Raw genomic sequence first — 16973 nt, 5'->3', positions numbered from 1 at the left:
TTACGCTTTGCTGTAGCTTTCCAGTTAATTGTACGCACATCATCTCCAGCTATGTAATTTTTAATTTGCTCAAATTCTAAAGTATGACCAATTTTTCTAATTTTTTTAAGTCCAAATTCTGTTAAACGATTGCTCATTGCCAAAAACTCATACTTTTTCATTTGAATATAAGACGGATACACAGCAACCATTTCATTTTCCTGAAATTTAAAGCGTCTGGCAACAATTCTTATTGGTGATGACACAAATACATTTAAGTTTCCAAAGTGGTATTCTCCTCTTTCAACAGGTTTTACTGAATATTCAAAATTATAATTTTCAGCACTTTTTAATTGAATAGTTTGTTCAAAATCCCTTTTTTGAAATTGAATTGGCAATTCATCTATTAATTTAGCTTCAATAGTAAATTTATAATTATTTTTTACAGTAATTGGAATTGGGTTTTCATCAGAATTTGAAAACTTTTCTGTTAAAATTCTTCTGGCAGAAACTCCATTTTTTGGATTAAAAAGCATATAAATATCACCAAAAAATAACACTGCAATTATAGTTACTAAAAACCATGCAGCACTATACAATATTGGAAACCAAAAGGAAACCAAAAATGTTGCCGCTATAATTGTTATGTACACAAAAAAGCGCTGGTGAATGTATAAGTTTTTAAATAAATTCATAATTATCGTGGTACTTCCACAGATTGTACAATCATTTCTATCACTTTATCTGCGGTCATTCCTTCCATTTCACGTTCTGGCGTTAAAATAATTCTATGACGTAATACTGGCGAAATGACCTTTTTAATATCTTCTGGAATTACAAAATCGCGTCCATTAATCGCCGCATAAGCTTTTGATGAATTTAAAACTGCAATACTTGCTCTTGGTGAGCCTCCTAAATATAAATGTGGATGATTTCTTGTTTTTGTTATAATTTGAGCAATGTAATTCATTAATTTTTCATCAACCAAAATATCAAATATTTTGTTTTTATACTCTAATAAATCAGCTTCTGATAGCAATGGTTTTATAAGTGTTTGAGGCAAAATACCTTTTCTATTGTGATGCGTTTTTAGAATTAAAATTTCTTCATCTAAATTTGGATATCCAACATCTATTTTAAATAAAAATCGGTCTAATTGGGCTTCTGGCAATGCGTATGTTCCCTCCTGCTCTATTGGGTTTTGAGTTGCCAATACCATAAAAGGTGGTTTCATTTTATAGGTATGTCCATCAATAGAAATTTGGCGTTCTTCCATAACTTCAAACAACGCTGCTTGTGTTTTTGCAGGTGCTCGGTTAATTTCATCAATCAATACTAAATTAGAAAAAATTGGTCCGTTTCTAAACTCAAATTCAGATGTTTTCATATTTAAAACAGACGTTCCCAATACATCGCTTGGCATTAAATCTGGCGTAAATTGAATTCTACTAAAACCCGTATCAATAGTTTTTGAAAGCAATTTTGCAGTAATTGTTTTTGCAACACCCGGAACACCTTCAATTAACACGTGGCCATCAGCCAATAATGCAACAATTAGCAAATCCATAAAGTGCTCTTGCCCAACAATTATTTTGCCTAATTCTGCTTTAATTTGAATGACAGCATCTTTTAGTTTTTCTAAATCAACTCTATTATTAAAATTCAAATCGTTATTTTCTTCCATATTGAATTGTGTTTTTAAATTTTTCAATCATTTTATTTAATTTGATGAGTTCATCAGTTGAAATTTGATTTTTCAAATGAATTTCATCACAAAATTTGAAGAGTTTTTCTACTTCTTCAAAAGTATTACCGCTACGTAAAGCTACATATTTGTATAAAGTTTCATCAATAGTAGTTGTTGGAATGTGTAGTTTTGTTCTAATGTATTCTAACAAATAACTTATTTTATATTCTGCTAAATTTTTATGATCTTGATGCTCATAATACATATTAGCAATAGTGCGTGTAAATGCCAATGTTTGGTTTTTTAAGGGTGTTAATACCGGAATGCTGCGTTGCTTTCTTTTTCCCTCAAAAATTACAAAAAACAACACGCCTATTAATGCCATATAATACGCCCATTTTAAATATTTTGAACTGAGCAAATAATGCATTGGCGATGAAATACTGCTTTTCCCTGTTTTATAATATGAATCCCATAAAAGTGGTTTCTCTGGATTTAAATACGACAAAACATTTGCTGTATATTGCTCATTTTCAGAATTTAATATGTAATAATTTGTAAAGGCTTCAGGAAAAGTGTGAAAATAAAAATTTCCTTTTCCGTAGTTAAATTTCACAAAATTAACGCCTTCTTCGGTACGTTCGCTGTTTTTATTTACATACCCTGTAATTCCTAAAATAGTAGTATTTAAAGTGTCTATCTCTGTAAAAACCTGATTTACAAACTCTCTATTATATGAAAATTCTTTTCCTTTAAAAGCTTTATTATACAATTTAAAAAATACTTTTTCATCTAAATTATTACTTACTAAACGTTTGGTTTTAAAATTAAGGGTGTCTATTTGAATTCCGTGAGTAGAAATAAAAACATCATTTCCTCTTTTTACAAATTGCATTAATCTATAAAACTCGGCATCGCCAAAATTTAACGCTTCATCAGTAAAAAAGTAGGTTCCTGTTCTTGTAGAATCTTCTAAATAAATATAGGGTGGAATTTTAATTTCTTCTATGGTTGTATTTGGCAAGAATGTTTGTAACTCATTTCTTAAAACATACGTACCATACGGAATTTTATGATTTTCAGCATAACTTGGAAACCAATTTATAGGCTTTTTTTTAGTGCTATCAAGGTATAAATAACCTAAAATTAGCACTATAAAAATAACAACATATATTTTTAATGATTTATCCAATTTTCTTTTTATTCAATTGTTTAGTTACACTTTCAAAATCTGATACTGCCTTTGTAAACTCTAATTCATTAATTTCAAAGTTTCCATACCACACAAAATCGTACAATCTGGTTAACTTTACAAAAGACTTATTCAAATTTAGATCTTTAATTTCCTTACTAAAATCTTCATTTGTTTTTTGTTGTTCCCAAACAATCAGTTCCCTTTCTTCTAACTGTTTTAATAACTGCAAATAATAGTAGCGAACTGCTAATCGGTAATTTTTATTTTGAAAAGCTTGCAAAATTAATTTGGAGAGATCTTTATTTTTAATCAACTCCTCTTCTTCTGTAATTGTTACTGCAGATTTATTGTTAGCATTGGAAACCAGCGCATTTGAATTTACTTTTAAAAAGAATTTTAACAATAAAAACAATACTAAACCAGCAACAATATATGGTAATATTTGTAAAATAGTTTTAAAAATTCCCTTGGCACTTTCTACTCCAAATATCCATTCTAAAAAGCGCATAATTTGTCGACCAATCCAATTTAAAATTCTATCTAAAATTGTAGGTTCTTTAACCTCAACAATTTCTGTATAATCAAAATCTTTATCGGCCTTGTATTTATCTATATTGCTTTTATTAAATTTTTTCTGGGTAATTATTTCCTGATCTTTTTGCACGGTTAGTGAATCTGATTGGGCAAAACAGCTCAAAGAGATAACCAAAAAACCAATTAAAAAAAACAGTTTTTTCATATATTATATTGTAGAATCGTTTCCTAAACTATCAATTTTTTCAAAAGTTCCGGTTTGATTTTTCTGTTCATTTAAATCGTAATACACAAAAACTGTTGAAATTAACGGAATAGAATATAAAATAAACTGAAAAACATACGATAAGATATTTAATGCTAAATAAATAGGATCTTTAAAAATGGTAAAAACCTCCGTTGGATCTTCACTACCAACCATAGTTCCCATTTTTATCATTTGATAAATAAAAGCTGGTATAGAAAATGCCTGACCTAAAATAACTAACAACATCCAAACTACAATTAAAACCCCAAAAGTATTCCACCATTCACCTTTAATTAATGTAAATGCGTGAGAAAAAGTATCTCCAATATTTTTATCTTCAAATACCATAATAGATGTTGCAAGTGATAAAACTGTTCCTAAATAAATTCCTGGAATGTAACAAAAAACCATTCCAACAATGGTTACTAAAGTGATTAGGAATCCTAGCCCTATAAATTTCCAAACATTTTGTAAAATATTTGTTTTAATTTCGGAAAAATTAGCTTTTCCATTATTGTTTATATACGATTTTATAAAGTACAAAGAAGCCATTGAAAGCAACGTATACAGTAAAATATACACAAAAATTAACCCAAAAATCCACGAAAACATAGTGCCTAAAAATGTTCCTGGATTATTTTCAATTCCTCCAATATTTGTAAACAAATCGGACATTGAAAACATATAAAATACCAACACCGCAAGCGCAACCAATAATACTGGTCCCACAATTTTTAATACTGTTAAAAAATATTCTTTCCAGTTTTCACGAATAAATTTAAAAGTATCAGTAATAATTGCGCCTAAATCGCGCTCTTTTTTAAATTCAATAAAATTTTTAGTTTCCATTTACAATTTGTTTTTTAGATAATTTAATTGGGTATATTACATAATAGTACACTATTGCACTAAAAGACGTTAATATTATAAAAATTGCCAACCAATCTGGCATTTCTGTATGACGAGTTACAAAACCTTCTAAAAAACCGGCAACAATAAAAAACGGAATGGTACTTACCATAATTTTTAATCCGGCTTTAAAACTTCTTTTAAAAGATTCTAACCTAGTGTATGTTTTGGGGAACAATAAACCATTACCTAACACCAACCCCGCACAACCAGCAATAATAATTACTGATATTTCAATAGTTCCGTGAATCCAAATGGTTCTAGAAGATTCCCATAGCAATCCTTTTTCATAAAAAAAGTATAAAAAAGAACCTAACATTATACCATTTTGAAGCATTACATATAAGGTTCCAACGGAAAGGAATATTCCATAAACAAACGCTGTCATTGCAACCTTAATATTATTTAAAGTAATAGCAATAAACATAGATGTTTCCTCCATTTTTTTATAAACTGCCATTGGATCACCTTTTTCAATATTTTCTAGTGTTGTATTTACATAACTATCACCTAATATTAAGCGAACAAAATCTCCATCTGTTCCTGCTGAATACGCGCCAATAATTGCAAAAAACACAAATGTTGTAAATGCAATTAATAATTGTTTATGATATTTTACAAATTCTAAAGGAAATTCGGTTTTAAAAAAAGTATACAATCTGTTCTTACTTTCTTTCTTAGTTTTATAAATACTTTGGTGCGCTCTAGAAGCTATAGAATTAAGGTAAACCGCTGTATTACTGTGCGGATAAAAAGTTTTTGCGTAACTTAAATCGTCAGTAATTTCAATATATAAATCTGATAATTTATTGGGAGAAATCTGTTCTTTTTTGTCCAGAACATTTTCAAACAATAACCATTTCTTTTTATTTGCTTTTACAAAGGATGCTTCACGCATTTTTATTATTTTTGTGGCTTCAATATAGCAATTATTAATATTGAGTATTCAAGTCAACGAAAGTAGAAAATCAAATTGTATCAGCCAAAAGATCAACAATAAATAATGGATAATTTTCACATTGAAACTGCCCAAAATGTAACCATTCAACAAAATGTAGCAAATTTAAGTACCCGAATTGGTGCTTTTTTAATTGATGGTTTTATAATTGGTGGTTATTACTTAGTAATTTTTCTAATTTTAAATGCGTTAGATTTAAATGGAAGCAGTGATATTTATTATATATATGGCTTTTTAAGTTTACCTGTATTTTTTTACAGTTTATTATTTGAAACATTAATGAATGGACAAAGTCCGGGAAAATATTTAAATAATATTAGAGTAACAAAATTAGACGGATCTAAACCAACTTTTTCTAGTTTTTTAATTCGATGGATGCTACGTCCTGTTGATATTGGAATGGCTTCTGGATCTGTAGCTATGCTTACTATTTTGTTAAATGGAAAAGGGCAACGTTTAGGGGATTTAGCCGCTGGAACAACTGTAATTTCAGAAAAAAAACAAATTTCAATTAACGATACTATTAGTACGGACATCTCCGAAGAATATACACCAACCTTTCCACAAGTAACGTTGCTTTCTGACAAAGATATTCAAACAATTAAAGAATTGTATTTGAAGGCCAAAAGAAAAGGAAATCACAATATTATTGTTAAAATTCATCAAAAAATAGTGGATTTAACCGATATTCAAACAGACATGAAACCTATAGATTTTGTAGATGTTGTGATTAAAGACTACAACTATTTCACACAACAAATGTAATGACACTTTTTAGCGTATTAAATATTTTAGGAATTATTTCGTTTGCAATTTCAGGATCTCTTGTTGCTATGCGAAAAAAATTTGATCCTTTTGGGGTTTTTATTATTGCATTTGCAACATCTGTTGGAGGTGGAACATTACGTGATGTTTTAATTGGTTCTAAACCTGTTTTTTGGATGACCAACACCGATATTATTTTTATAATTATGGGATCGTATTTTTTTGCTGTTTTTTTCAGGAAAAAATTAAAATATTTAAACAAATCATTATTTTTATTTGATACTATAGGACTAGGTTTATATACCATTATGGGAACTGAAATTGGTTTAAATGCAGGTTTTCATCCTGTTGTAGTAATTGCTATTGCAACCATGTCAGCGGCGTTTGGAGGTGTTGTTAGAGATATATTATGTAATGAAGTTCCTGTAATATTTAGGGAAGAAATTTATGCTACAGCTTGTGTTATTGGAGCTATGGTTTATTTATTATTACATAATTTTGAATTTAATGAAACAATTGTATACGTAGCAACATCTTCTGTTGTAATTACTATAAGAATTATTGCAGTAGTGTTTCATTTATCGCTACCAACATTTTATACCAAACGATAAATGGATTTTACCTATTTTAAAAATAATTTAAATAAACTAAACACCTTTCAATTAGGAGGAATTGATGCGCAATTTAAATTAGCTCCTAAAATAAGAACAAAATATAAGGATGAGTTTATTTATGCAAACAATCCAAAAAAAGCGGCCGTTTTGGTATTATTTTACCCAAATGAAAACAACGAAACTACGTTTTTATTAACTCAAAGAGCCGAATACAACGGAACACATGCTTCGCAAATAAGTTTTCCTGGTGGAAAATTTGATACAAAAGATGATTCTTTAGAAAAAACTGCATTACGAGAAACTTATGAAGAAGTTGGTGTTGAAATAAATCATATTTCAATATTTAAGCAAATGACGGATGTGTATATTCCACCAAGCAATTTTATTGTTACACCTTTTTTAAGTACCATTAATTTTAAGCCAAATTTTATAAAAAATCATGAAGTTGCAGAGCTAATACATATCTCATTAACAGATTTTTTAGATGAAAATAATGTTACAACCGATGTTTTATCTACTTCCTACGCAAAAAACATGATTGTACCATGCTTTAAACTAAACAATTATGTAGTTTGGGGAGCAACAGCAATGATGTTAAGCGAAATCAAAGAATTAATTAAAAAATTGTAACCATTTTTTTATTAAATTTGTTTTTACCAAAACCTACTAAATGCCAATTTTTAAAAGAAATCCGTTTGGGCACATCCTTTTTATAAAAAGATGGCTTATTCGCATTTTCGGGGTAGTTTCGCACGGAAGATACCGAAGATTTAATACACTCGAAATTGAAGGATCTGAAATTATTAGAACACTACCCGAAACTAATGTACTTTTCATTTCCAATCATCAAACTTATTTTGCAGATGTTGCTGCTATGTTTCATGTTTTTAATGCTGCCTTAAAAGGTAGAGAGAACACCATTAAAAATATAGGCTACATTTGGAACCCCAAACTAAATATCTATTACATTGCCGCTTCCGAAACAATGAAAGCCGGTTTACTACCTAAAATATTTGCCTATGTTGGTTCCATTTCTATTGAAAGAACCTGGAGAAGCCAAGGTAAAGACGTTAACAGGCAAGTAAAAATGTCTGATATTAGCAATATTAAAAAAGCATTAAGCGATGGTTGGGTAATTACCTTTCCGCAAGGTACAACAACGCCTTTTAAACCTATTAGACGAGGTACTGCGCATATTATAAAAACCTACAAACCTGTAGTTGTTCCTATTGTAATTGATGGTTTTAGAAGAGCGTATGATAAAAAAGGACTGTTAATAAAAAAACGAAACGTTTTACAATCTATGGTAATTAAACAACCAATGAAAATTGATTATGAAAACGAAACAATTGATGAACTTATAGAAAGAATTCAGTTTGAAATAGAACAACATCCATCTCATTTAAAAGTAATTTCTCCTGAAGAATACAAAAAACAAGAGGACGAACTTAATAAACATAGAAAGTTTTGGAGTAAATCATAACATTCAAATTAAGTACCATTATATTTTTTATTGAACAAAATTGCGCTATTGAAATATAATCACATAAAATACAAGGTATTAAGTTTTTTTTTACTATCCTTTTTAATTGGGTTTGGACAAAAGAATGATAATGAAAATTATATTCGTTTAATAGATTCTGCTGATTACCATTTAACTGATAATCCAAAACTTGCAGCCACTTTTTTAGATTCAATTCCAAAGCCATTTAATACAACAATAGTAGGGCATATATCTTGTTATTATCAAACAAAAGGTTTAATTCACAATAAATTAAACGAAAATGCTAAGGCAATTCAAAATTATTTATTAGCATTAAATAATGCAGAAAAAGAAGAGAATTTTGACGTTGCTGGAAGGGTTTGCTTAGAATTATATATCGAAATTTCCGCTCAAAAAAAGAATTCTACTGCATTAAATTATTTAGAAAAATCTAAAAAGTATTACAAACTTGCAAAAAATGAAGCAGGACTTATTGAAGTTTTACAAATGCAAGAATTTATAAAATTTCAAAATAATGAATATAAAGCATGTAACACACTTATTTTAGAAAATATAAATACCTATAAAAACTATACCAAAGATGCTTATTATTATATGTATGCAAATTTTATGCTTGCAACAAATTATATTTATTTAGGAAATTTAGAAACGGCCACTAAATATTTACAAATATTCTATTCATTAAAAGAAAATCCAACTATTAATTTACGCAATTTTTTATATTGTGAAGCAAGTTTAAACACAAGTTTAGCTGAGTTCTATATTTCTAAAAAACAACTAGATTCAACATTTATTTATTTATCCAAAGCAAGTAAAGCACGCACTATTATGAATAGTGTGCTTATTAAAAACTATTATTCTTTATATACAGATGCTTATAAACTTGCTGGAGATATAGCATCAAGTGAAGCTTACATAGATTCTTTACAAATTTTTCAAGAAAAAGAACTTCAAAAAACCATTGACGCTAGTTTGCAAATGAATAATATATTAGTGCAAACTGAAAATGATTTAAAAATTGAAAACAAAAATAAAAACTTCAACAAAATACTTGCTATAACTTTATTAAGCCTTGTATTTATTTTAAGTATTATATATTTTGTGACTTATAAAAAATTAAAAAATCAAATTAACGATTTTATTCATAAAATTAAAAAATCGACTTACCTTGAATCTAGTCATGACAAATTAAAAATTAAAGTTCAAGGATTAGAAACATATATAAGTGAATTAAAAGTTGAAATAAAAAATATTTCCGCATTAAATGAAGGCTCAGAACAACGCAAACAAATTAAAGAGCTTTATAAAAATATTCATATAAAATCTTCTACAATTTTAAATAAAGAAAAAGGTCATTTAGAATTAATAAACAAATTAAATGTAGATTTTTTCACAAAAATACAGGCTACTTATCCTGAATTAAATCCATCTGAAGTTATTATTTGTTATTACCTATTTACTGGATTTAAAAACAAAGAAATTGCTCAATTTCTTAATATTTCAACCAGAGCTGTAGAAAGTAAACGCTATAGAATTGATAAAAAAATTAATTCAAATAATAGTGGATTAACTTTAATTGAATTACTAAACAAAGTATTTAAAGATAGTAAAAAATCAACCATCAATTCTATCTAAAAAAACATACGCCTCTCTTAATCAAATCCTTAGCCAGAATTAACATTTTATAATATTTACAAAGTGCGTAGTATTTGCGTAGTTGTACAATACATCTGATTATAAATGGCTTAATATATTTGCGAAATCTAATTTTTAATAAATAAATCGCAAATGAAAAACTTTTACACACTTATCTTTTTACTCTTTTCAACTTTTCTTTTTACTCAAAAAGTAGTAAGAAAAAACAACTAATTAAACTAAAAATCAAATTATGAAAACAACAAAATTACTATTAATCCTTTTCTTATTTACAAGTCTTATTTATGGACAAGAAAATAAGAGTAAAAAGGTAGATTGGTCCAAAATGGGGAATAATAAGTCTGCTTCTTTTAAAGAGGTTCAAGATGATTTTTACCAATATTGGGAAGGAAAAACTCCAAAAAAAGGCCAAGGATATAAAATATTTAAACGTTGGGAATACCAAGCTAAAGACCGTGTATATCCATCTGGAAATCTTGACTTATTATCATCTACCTATTCAAATTATTTAGAATGGGAAAAAAACTATACATCAAAACAAAATAATAATTTAAGTAAAGATCAACTTAGTTTAAAATCAACTACTTCAAATTGGACCACTTTAAACGGAACCTCTATACCAACTGGTTACGATTCTGGAACAGGAAGATTAACATTTATTACATTTGATCCAATAGATTCTTCAAAAATGTATGTAGGATCACCAGATGGCGGATTATGGAAAACCACAGATGGTGGTGCTAATTGGACAACAAATACCGATTTTTTAACCATTATTGGCTGTTCGGGATTAGTTATTCATCCTACTAATACTAATTTAATGTATTTAGCTACTGGTGATAGAGAAACTGATAGAAGAAGTATTGGTGTGTTAAAATCAACCGATGGTGGAACAACTTGGTCTACTACAAGTTTAAGTTGGACAGATGATGATAACTATAAAATAACCAAAATTGTAATGGACCCTACAAATCCGTTGATTATGATGGTAACAACCGATGGTGGTGTTTTTAAAACAACCGATGGTTGGGCTACAAACACGCATACAGGTACCTATGATTATTTTTATGACATTGAGTTTAAACCAACAAATTTAGCTACACCTCCATCGCCTACTGCCGTTGTTTATGCTTCATCTACAAATAAAATTTATAAATCTACTGATAATGGTACTACATGGACTGCCGCTACTGGATTACCAACTAGTGATGTAAGTAGAATTGAATTGGCCGTAACAAAACATAATGAATCTAAGGTTTATGCTGTTTTAGGAAACAGTACAAATGGCTTAAAAGGAGTTTATATATCAACAGATAGCGGAGCTAGTTTTTCGTTAAAGTATAATTCAATAAACCTTTTACATGCCGATGCCACTCCACCATCAAGCCCAACACCTGGATGGAATGGTGGACAAGCAAGCCATGACTTAGCAATTGCGGTATCTCCAATAAATCAAGACTTAATTACAATTGGAGGTATTAATCAATGGCAATCAACAGATGGAGGAACAAATTGGTCTAGAATTACGTATTGGTTAGGTTTAAACCCTGCTTATCCTACCTATGTTTATGATACGAAACCATATATACATGCAGATATACAATATATTGCATATTCTCCACATGACGATACAACATTGTATAGCACTTGTGATGGAGGAATTTCAAAAGGAATATTAGATGGACAATCTACTTGGGAAGATATTTCTAATAACATTGCTGTTGGGCAACAAACAAGCATTTCATTATCTGCAACTGATCAAAATTTATTTTTTACTGGATTGCAAGATATAGGATCTTTAATTTCAACCTCTCCTGGATCTTGGTCCGTACTTGGTGGAGGTGATGGTGAAGATGGTTTTATAGACCGAACAAATAATAATATTAAAATATATTCTACAGTTAATGGTGAATTTTCACGAAACAAAAATGGTGTTGTATCTGGCTATACTAAACTAAATTCTGAATGGTTTACCCCTATACATCAAGATCCAACAGATGCAAATTTAGTATATGTTGGAGGAAGACCTGCTTTATATAAAAGTACAAATATGTTATCTAATCCAGATTATGTAGATCCAACTTGGACTGCGCTTGGTACACCTAATGCAGGTAAAAATATTTTGCGTTTTGAAATTGCTCCAAGCAATAATCATATTATATATGCTATAACAGATAATATGATTTCAAAAAGTATAAACTCTGGTGTTAATTGGACTAATGTTACCGGAACCTTACCTGTTGCCAATGCTAAATTAAAAAACTTAGCAATTTCTAATACAGACCCTTTAAAAGTATGGGTAGTTTTTTCTGGTTATAATGCAACTACTAAAGTATTTAAAACAACTGACGGTGGAACTACATGGGTAAATTTAAATTCAGACACACTCCCTAATTTACCAATAAATACAATAGTACATGTTAAAAATAGTACTAATGATGCTGTTTATTTAGGAGCTGATATTGGAGTTTATTATATTGATAATTCACAAAGCTCATGGACACAATATGCTACAGATTTACCTAAAAATTCAGTTCAAGATTTAGAAATTTTTTACACATCAACTGCAACTGGAAAATTAAGAGCAGCAACTTATGGAAGAGGCACTTGGCAAGCTGATATTAATTTTTCTACTTTAGGAATAGGAGAAATTCATGTTCCAATTTCTGATATTTTAACTTTATATCCAAACCCAGTTACTAACGGTAGTTTAAATATAAAACTAAAAGATGCATCTGCTAAATACGATTATATTATATATAATATTGCTGGTAGTAAAATTACAAATGGAAAATTAGAGAATATAGACAATATAATTCCTTTAAACAATGCTGTTAATGGCTTGTATATTATAAAATTAATAAACGGAAATAAAGTTTCCACTCAAAAATTCTTGATTAAAAATTAACTATAATAGTCCCCACAACATAATTAAAAAAGGGCTGTTCTCAATTGAGAACAGCCCTTTTTTAATTATAATTATATTATTATTGTAACCAAGAATTTAACATCCAAATTGTTTTTTCTTGCTCAGCAATAAAATCGCTCATCATAGAGTTTGTTCCTTCATCATTTGCTTCTCCAGACTCTTCTAAAATTAAACGCTCAATTTTTAATAATTCTGTTAAAGAATTTACCACCAAAGCAACTCCTTCAGTATCCTTAGAAATATTTTTTCCAACAGGAACCTTTGCTAATTTAGAGTAATCTTCAAAAGTATGTAAAGGATGCCCTCCTAATGTAAGAATTCTTTCAGCAATCATATCAATTTTTTCTTGAGAATCAGTATAAAATTCTTCAAACTTTACGTGTAATTCAAAAAAAGATTTTCCTTTAATATTCCAATGCAACCCTCTTAAACTCTGATAATAGACTTGAAAATTTGCAAGTAAATCATTTAAACTAATTGTTAATTTTTCGGTTTCACTTTTGTTTAAACCAATAATTGTTGTATTCATATTTAATAATTTTAATTTCTTACACAAATATCAACAATAAAATTTAGTAATTATGATAACATTTATTGATTGTTTTAATATCTTTATCAAAAATATTTATATCAATGACAATTACACAATTAAAGTATGTTTTAGCTGTTGCAGAATACCAAAATTTCACAATTGCATCGGAACATTGCTATGTTACACAGCCAACTTTAAGTATGCAAATTCAAAAATTAGAAGACGAATTAGATACTCAAATTTTTAATAGAAATAAAAAGCCAATTCAATTAACCGAAGTTGGTGCTAAAATAGTAGAACAAGCAAAAATAATTGTTGATGAAAGCAATAGAATTACAGATATTGTAGACCAGCAAAAAGGATTTATTGGTGGTGATTTTAAATTAGGAATTATTCCTACCGTAATGCCAACACTTTTACCATTATTTTTAAAAACATTTATAAAAAAATATCCAAAAGTTAATTTAAAAATTGAAGAATTAACTACTGAAGAAATTGTTAAAAAAATTACCGATGGTCATATTGATATAGCTATTGCTGCAACACCTCTTGAAAATGAAGCAATAAAGGAACGCGTTTTATATTATGAACCATTTATAGCTTTTATTCCAGAAGAACATCGTCTTTTTCCAAATAAAACTGTTGATATTGAAAATTTAAATATTGATGATATTTTATTACTTGAAGATGGGCACTGCTTTAAAGAAAACATTATTAATTTATGCAGTACTTTAGGAAATAAAAGGCAACATTTTCAATTGCAAAGTGGAAGTTTTGATACGTTAATTAAACTTTCTAAGGAAGGGTTAGGAATGACTTTGTTACCTTATTTACAAACTTTAGATATTAACGACAAGGATAAAATATATTTAAAAGAATTTAAGCAACCAGTTCCTGCAAGAGAAGTGAGTTTAATTTATCATAAATCACAATTAAAAATTCATATGATAGATTCTTTAAAAGGTGTAATAGATAGCGTTATTAGAGGCGTTATTGCTTTTAACGATGTAAAAATAATAAGTCCACTACAAAAAAAAGGAGCCTAAAGGCTCCTTTTTGTATTTTCAACTAAAGCTAAACAACTATACAATTCCGGTTTATTGGATGTAAAATCTTTTAGCCAAAAGAATAATTCTTTTATCTCATAGGGTAATAATCTGTTAACTGCTTTTTCTAATTCTTTGTTAAACAATTCTGTGTTAAAGCTAACTTTTTCAAGTACCGCTTTGGTGTACTCAAACATTGCTCTTGCCATAAATTATAAAAATTTTAGAGTATTGTCTTTAGAACGTAATACTAGGGTTATTATTGTATAAATTTAGATAAAAATTTAACTAACTCCTAAAAAACAATCACAAAAAAAACCTAAATTCTTATAACGAATTAATTTTTTCTAATAAAGATGTAGCTGCTGATTCAAACTCTACATTAATTGCTTTAAAATGAGCTTTTTTATCTGCTATATTTTTTTTGTTTACTTTTTCAATTAAAGCATCAAAAGTAGTAATAGCTTCATCAATAATTGCCTCAGCATTTTTAGTATCCACTTTTGGGTTTAATAATTCCCACACATAACACTCTTCAATAATATCGCCTAAAACGTAATTAATATCTTTCTTTAAATTCTTAACACTTGCCATAATAATATATTTATATTTTCGGGCAAATTTACAAGAATTTGATTCATTAAATAAATATTTTACTAATAATGTTTGATAATTAAAAAAATATTTTAATTTTGAGAGCATATATATGAAAGCAAATTTAAACATACTAACAAATACAATGCCTGCAATGATCGATTTTAAATCGTCATATGCTGTTGCATGTAATGCGTCCGTGGCTATGTTTAAGCAACAACAGGTATATACCCGTAAAAGCACTTTCTATAATTATTGATAACAAACTATAATAACTATATTTTAAAGGTGCTTTTTTCAAAAAGCACCTTTTTTTTTACAACAAATATTAATTTTTAAAAAACAACCATTATGAAACGATCACAATTCAATCAACAAGTCTATTCCAAAATTGCAATGCTTTGTAATCAATTATTTACAAATAAAAACAGACACATTCCCACACCATTATTAATTCATCACTAAAAAAATACACATATGAAAACTTTAAAAAATATTTATAGCACTCCAGAAAGACACTTCGTAGTTACAGAAAAAGATATAAATAATAAGAACGCCCTTTTACCTCATGTTTTATACAATGAGATGGAAGATTTTGTAAAAAGTATTATTACAAACCAAGCAAACATAACGTTCTCACTTCCTGAATTATACAAATTACAACTTTTAAAAAATGCCTTTTTAAATGATAAATTGCTTATAAAATCTCAAATTATTAAATATGATAATTCTGAACTTCATGTTTTAGCCACCGTTAATAAAACATCAGAATTAAATGAAACTATTTGTAAAGCAGTGTTTAAATTCCCTTTAAATTTAGCTATTTCAAATGCATCATAAAAAAGTATAACTATAAGGTTATCTTTTTGGTAACCTTATAGTTCTTTTATTTTTTTTAACGCATTTACAATATGTTTTTCAGCGCCAAACTGATTGTTAAAAATATACCTAACAATTCCATTTTTATCAATAACATAGGTTACTCTACCTGGTAAAAATATCATACTTTTTGGCACACCAAAAAGACCTCTAACTTTATTATCAATATCTGCTAATAACAAAAAAGGTAAGTTATATTTTTCTTCAAATTTTTTATGAGATGCGACACTATCACTACTAATTCCAATAACTTTTACATCTAAATCTGTAAAACTTTCATATTCATCTCTAAATTTACAAGCTTCTTTTGTACACGCTGGAGTATTATTTTTTGGATAAAAATAAATAACCATTTTACTACCAAGTTCACTTTCTAAATTAAAAGTTTTTCCATTTTGGTCTTGCAATATAAAATTAGGGACTTTATCTCCTACTTCAATTATATTCATTTCATTATTTTTTCTTAAGAACAACAAAAACAATAAACCAATTACTGCTATTATTGCAAAAAATATTTTCTTCATTAATTTATTTTTAACAAATATGAAATAAAAATATGGATTTATGTAGTTTTGTAAACTTAAATACTGTATATATAAGTTAAAAGTATTTAATTACATTAATTTTAAATTAAAGAATCCTATTGAAATCATTTATTGAAAATTTACCAAAAGCTGAATTGCATTTACATATTGAAGGTTCTCTAGAACCTGAATTATTATTTAAAATAGCGCAAAGAAATAATATTAAAATTCCTTTTAATACAGTTGAAGAATTATCTGCAGCATACAAATTTAATAACCTGCAAGATTTTTTAGATATCTATTACCAAGGAGCAGCAGTATTAATTTACGAACAAGATTTTTACGAATTAACTTACAATTATTTAGAAAAATGTGCTGAGCAAAATGTTAGACATACAGAAATTATGTTCGACCCTCAAAC

Annotated in this window: 18 protein-coding genes and 1 pseudogene; 9 read left to right on the top strand and 10 right to left on the bottom strand. The window is 28.0% G+C overall.

The features are described from left to right. The 6 genes from ABY298_RS09870 to ABY298_RS09845 form a co-directional block, all read right to left on the bottom strand. On the bottom strand, nucleotides 1-674 hold a 674-nt coding region (locus ABY298_RS09870; RefSeq protein ID WP_372745885.1), incomplete at its 3' end, for a DUF58 domain-containing protein. 2 nt (nucleotides 675-676) lie between these two features. After that, nucleotides 677-1663, bottom strand: coding sequence for an AAA family ATPase (locus tag ABY298_RS09865; protein ID WP_372745884.1), 987 nt, complete (start codon nucleotides 1661-1663; stop codon nucleotides 677-679). Further along, on the bottom strand, nucleotides 1650-2858 hold the full coding sequence (locus tag ABY298_RS09860; RefSeq protein WP_372745883.1) for a DUF4350 domain-containing protein: 1209 nt from the start codon (nucleotides 2856-2858) through the stop codon (nucleotides 1650-1652). The genes ABY298_RS09865 and ABY298_RS09860 overlap by 14 nt, the downstream gene beginning before the upstream one ends. Beyond that, nucleotides 2851-3600 carry a DUF4129 domain-containing protein gene (locus ABY298_RS09855; RefSeq protein ID WP_372745882.1) on the bottom strand — a complete coding sequence of 250 codons (750 nt, stop codon included), beginning with the start codon at nucleotides 3598-3600 and terminating at the stop codon, nucleotides 2851-2853. Before ABY298_RS09855 ends, ABY298_RS09860 begins: the two co-directional genes overlap by 8 nt. A 3-nt stretch (nucleotides 3601-3603) precedes the next feature. Next, nucleotides 3604-4491, bottom strand: coding sequence for a hypothetical protein (locus ABY298_RS09850; protein WP_372745881.1), 888 nt, complete (start codon nucleotides 4489-4491; stop codon nucleotides 3604-3606). Further along, nucleotides 4481-5449 (bottom strand): stage II sporulation protein M, encoded by a 969-nt coding sequence (locus ABY298_RS09845; protein ID WP_372745880.1) that lies wholly within the window; start codon nucleotides 5447-5449, stop codon nucleotides 4481-4483. Before ABY298_RS09845 ends, ABY298_RS09850 begins: the two co-directional genes overlap by 11 nt. Before the next feature lie 105 nt (nucleotides 5450-5554). On the opposite strand from ABY298_RS09845, the gene ABY298_RS09840 reads away from it, so the two are divergent. From ABY298_RS09840 to ABY298_RS09815, 6 genes are all read left to right on the top strand, one after another. Next, nucleotides 5555-6274, top strand: coding sequence for an RDD family protein (locus tag ABY298_RS09840; protein WP_372745879.1), 720 nt, complete (start codon nucleotides 5555-5557; stop codon nucleotides 6272-6274). Continuing rightward, nucleotides 6274-6885, top strand: coding sequence for a trimeric intracellular cation channel family protein (locus ABY298_RS09835; protein ID WP_372745878.1), 612 nt, complete (start codon nucleotides 6274-6276; stop codon nucleotides 6883-6885). Before ABY298_RS09840 ends, ABY298_RS09835 begins: the two co-directional genes overlap by 1 nt. Next, nucleotides 6886-7518 (top strand): CoA pyrophosphatase, encoded by a 633-nt coding sequence (locus tag ABY298_RS09830; protein WP_372745877.1) that lies wholly within the window; start codon nucleotides 6886-6888, stop codon nucleotides 7516-7518. 40 nt (nucleotides 7519-7558) lie between these two features. Continuing rightward, nucleotides 7559-8371, top strand: coding sequence for a lysophospholipid acyltransferase family protein (locus tag ABY298_RS09825; RefSeq protein ID WP_372745876.1), 813 nt, complete (start codon nucleotides 7559-7561; stop codon nucleotides 8369-8371). 48 nt (nucleotides 8372-8419) lie between these two features. After that, a complete protein-coding gene (locus ABY298_RS09820) occupies nucleotides 8420-10027 on the top strand; it encodes a helix-turn-helix transcriptional regulator (RefSeq protein WP_372745875.1) in 1608 nt (535 codons plus the stop codon). A gap of 253 nt (nucleotides 10028-10280) precedes the next feature. Beyond that, nucleotides 10281-12956 carry a T9SS type A sorting domain-containing protein gene (locus ABY298_RS09815; RefSeq protein ID WP_372745874.1) on the top strand — a complete coding sequence of 892 codons (2676 nt, stop codon included), beginning with the start codon at nucleotides 10281-10283 and terminating at the stop codon, nucleotides 12954-12956. 79 nt (nucleotides 12957-13035) lie between these two features. On the opposite strand, the gene ABY298_RS09810 is transcribed toward ABY298_RS09815, so the two are convergent. Continuing rightward, nucleotides 13036-13506, bottom strand: a complete 471-nt coding sequence (locus ABY298_RS09810; protein WP_372745873.1) for a Dps family protein — start codon at nucleotides 13504-13506, stop codon at nucleotides 13036-13038. Between the two features lie 104 nt (nucleotides 13507-13610). Here ABY298_RS09810 and ABY298_RS09805 point away from each other — a divergent pair, with 104 nt between their 5' ends. After that, nucleotides 13611-14555: a LysR substrate-binding domain-containing protein gene (locus ABY298_RS09805; RefSeq protein WP_372745872.1), complete on the top strand. Its 945-nt coding sequence runs from the start codon at nucleotides 13611-13613 to the stop codon at nucleotides 14553-14555. Here ABY298_RS09805 and ABY298_RS09800 read toward each other — a convergent pair. Both ABY298_RS09800 and ABY298_RS09795 read right to left on the bottom strand, forming a co-directional pair. Then, nucleotides 14552-14764 carry a hypothetical protein gene (locus tag ABY298_RS09800; RefSeq protein WP_372745871.1) on the bottom strand — a complete coding sequence of 71 codons (213 nt, stop codon included), beginning with the start codon at nucleotides 14762-14764 and terminating at the stop codon, nucleotides 14552-14554. The two genes, ABY298_RS09805 and ABY298_RS09800, sit on opposite strands and share 4 nt — an antisense overlap. Before the next feature lie 118 nt (nucleotides 14765-14882). Further along, nucleotides 14883-15149: a hypothetical protein gene (locus ABY298_RS09795; RefSeq protein ID WP_372745870.1), complete on the bottom strand. Its 267-nt coding sequence runs from the start codon at nucleotides 15147-15149 to the stop codon at nucleotides 14883-14885. Between the two features lie 477 nt (nucleotides 15150-15626). Between ABY298_RS09795 and ABY298_RS09790 the strand changes: the two genes are divergently transcribed. Beyond that, nucleotides 15627-15989: a hypothetical protein gene (locus ABY298_RS09790; RefSeq protein ID WP_372745869.1), complete on the top strand. Its 363-nt coding sequence runs from the start codon at nucleotides 15627-15629 to the stop codon at nucleotides 15987-15989. A 35-nt stretch (nucleotides 15990-16024) separates the two neighbouring features. Here the strand turns inward: ABY298_RS09790 and ABY298_RS09785 are convergent, their stop codons facing one another. Next, nucleotides 16025-16552, bottom strand: coding sequence for a peroxiredoxin (locus ABY298_RS09785; RefSeq protein WP_372745868.1), 528 nt, complete (start codon nucleotides 16550-16552; stop codon nucleotides 16025-16027). A 119-nt stretch (nucleotides 16553-16671) separates the two neighbouring features. Here ABY298_RS09785 and ABY298_RS09780 point away from each other — a divergent pair. Further along, nucleotides 16672-16973: pseudogene (locus ABY298_RS09780) on the top strand (adenosine deaminase); the annotation flags it as partial.

Origin of the sequence: Lutibacter sp. (genome assembly GCF_041596795.1) — a bacterium.
In the GTDB taxonomy this organism is placed as follows: Bacteria; Bacteroidota; Bacteroidia; order Flavobacteriales; family Flavobacteriaceae; genus Lutibacter.
The sequence above is the reverse complement of the archived record's forward strand: the minus strand, read 5'-3'. Positions and strand labels throughout refer to the sequence as shown.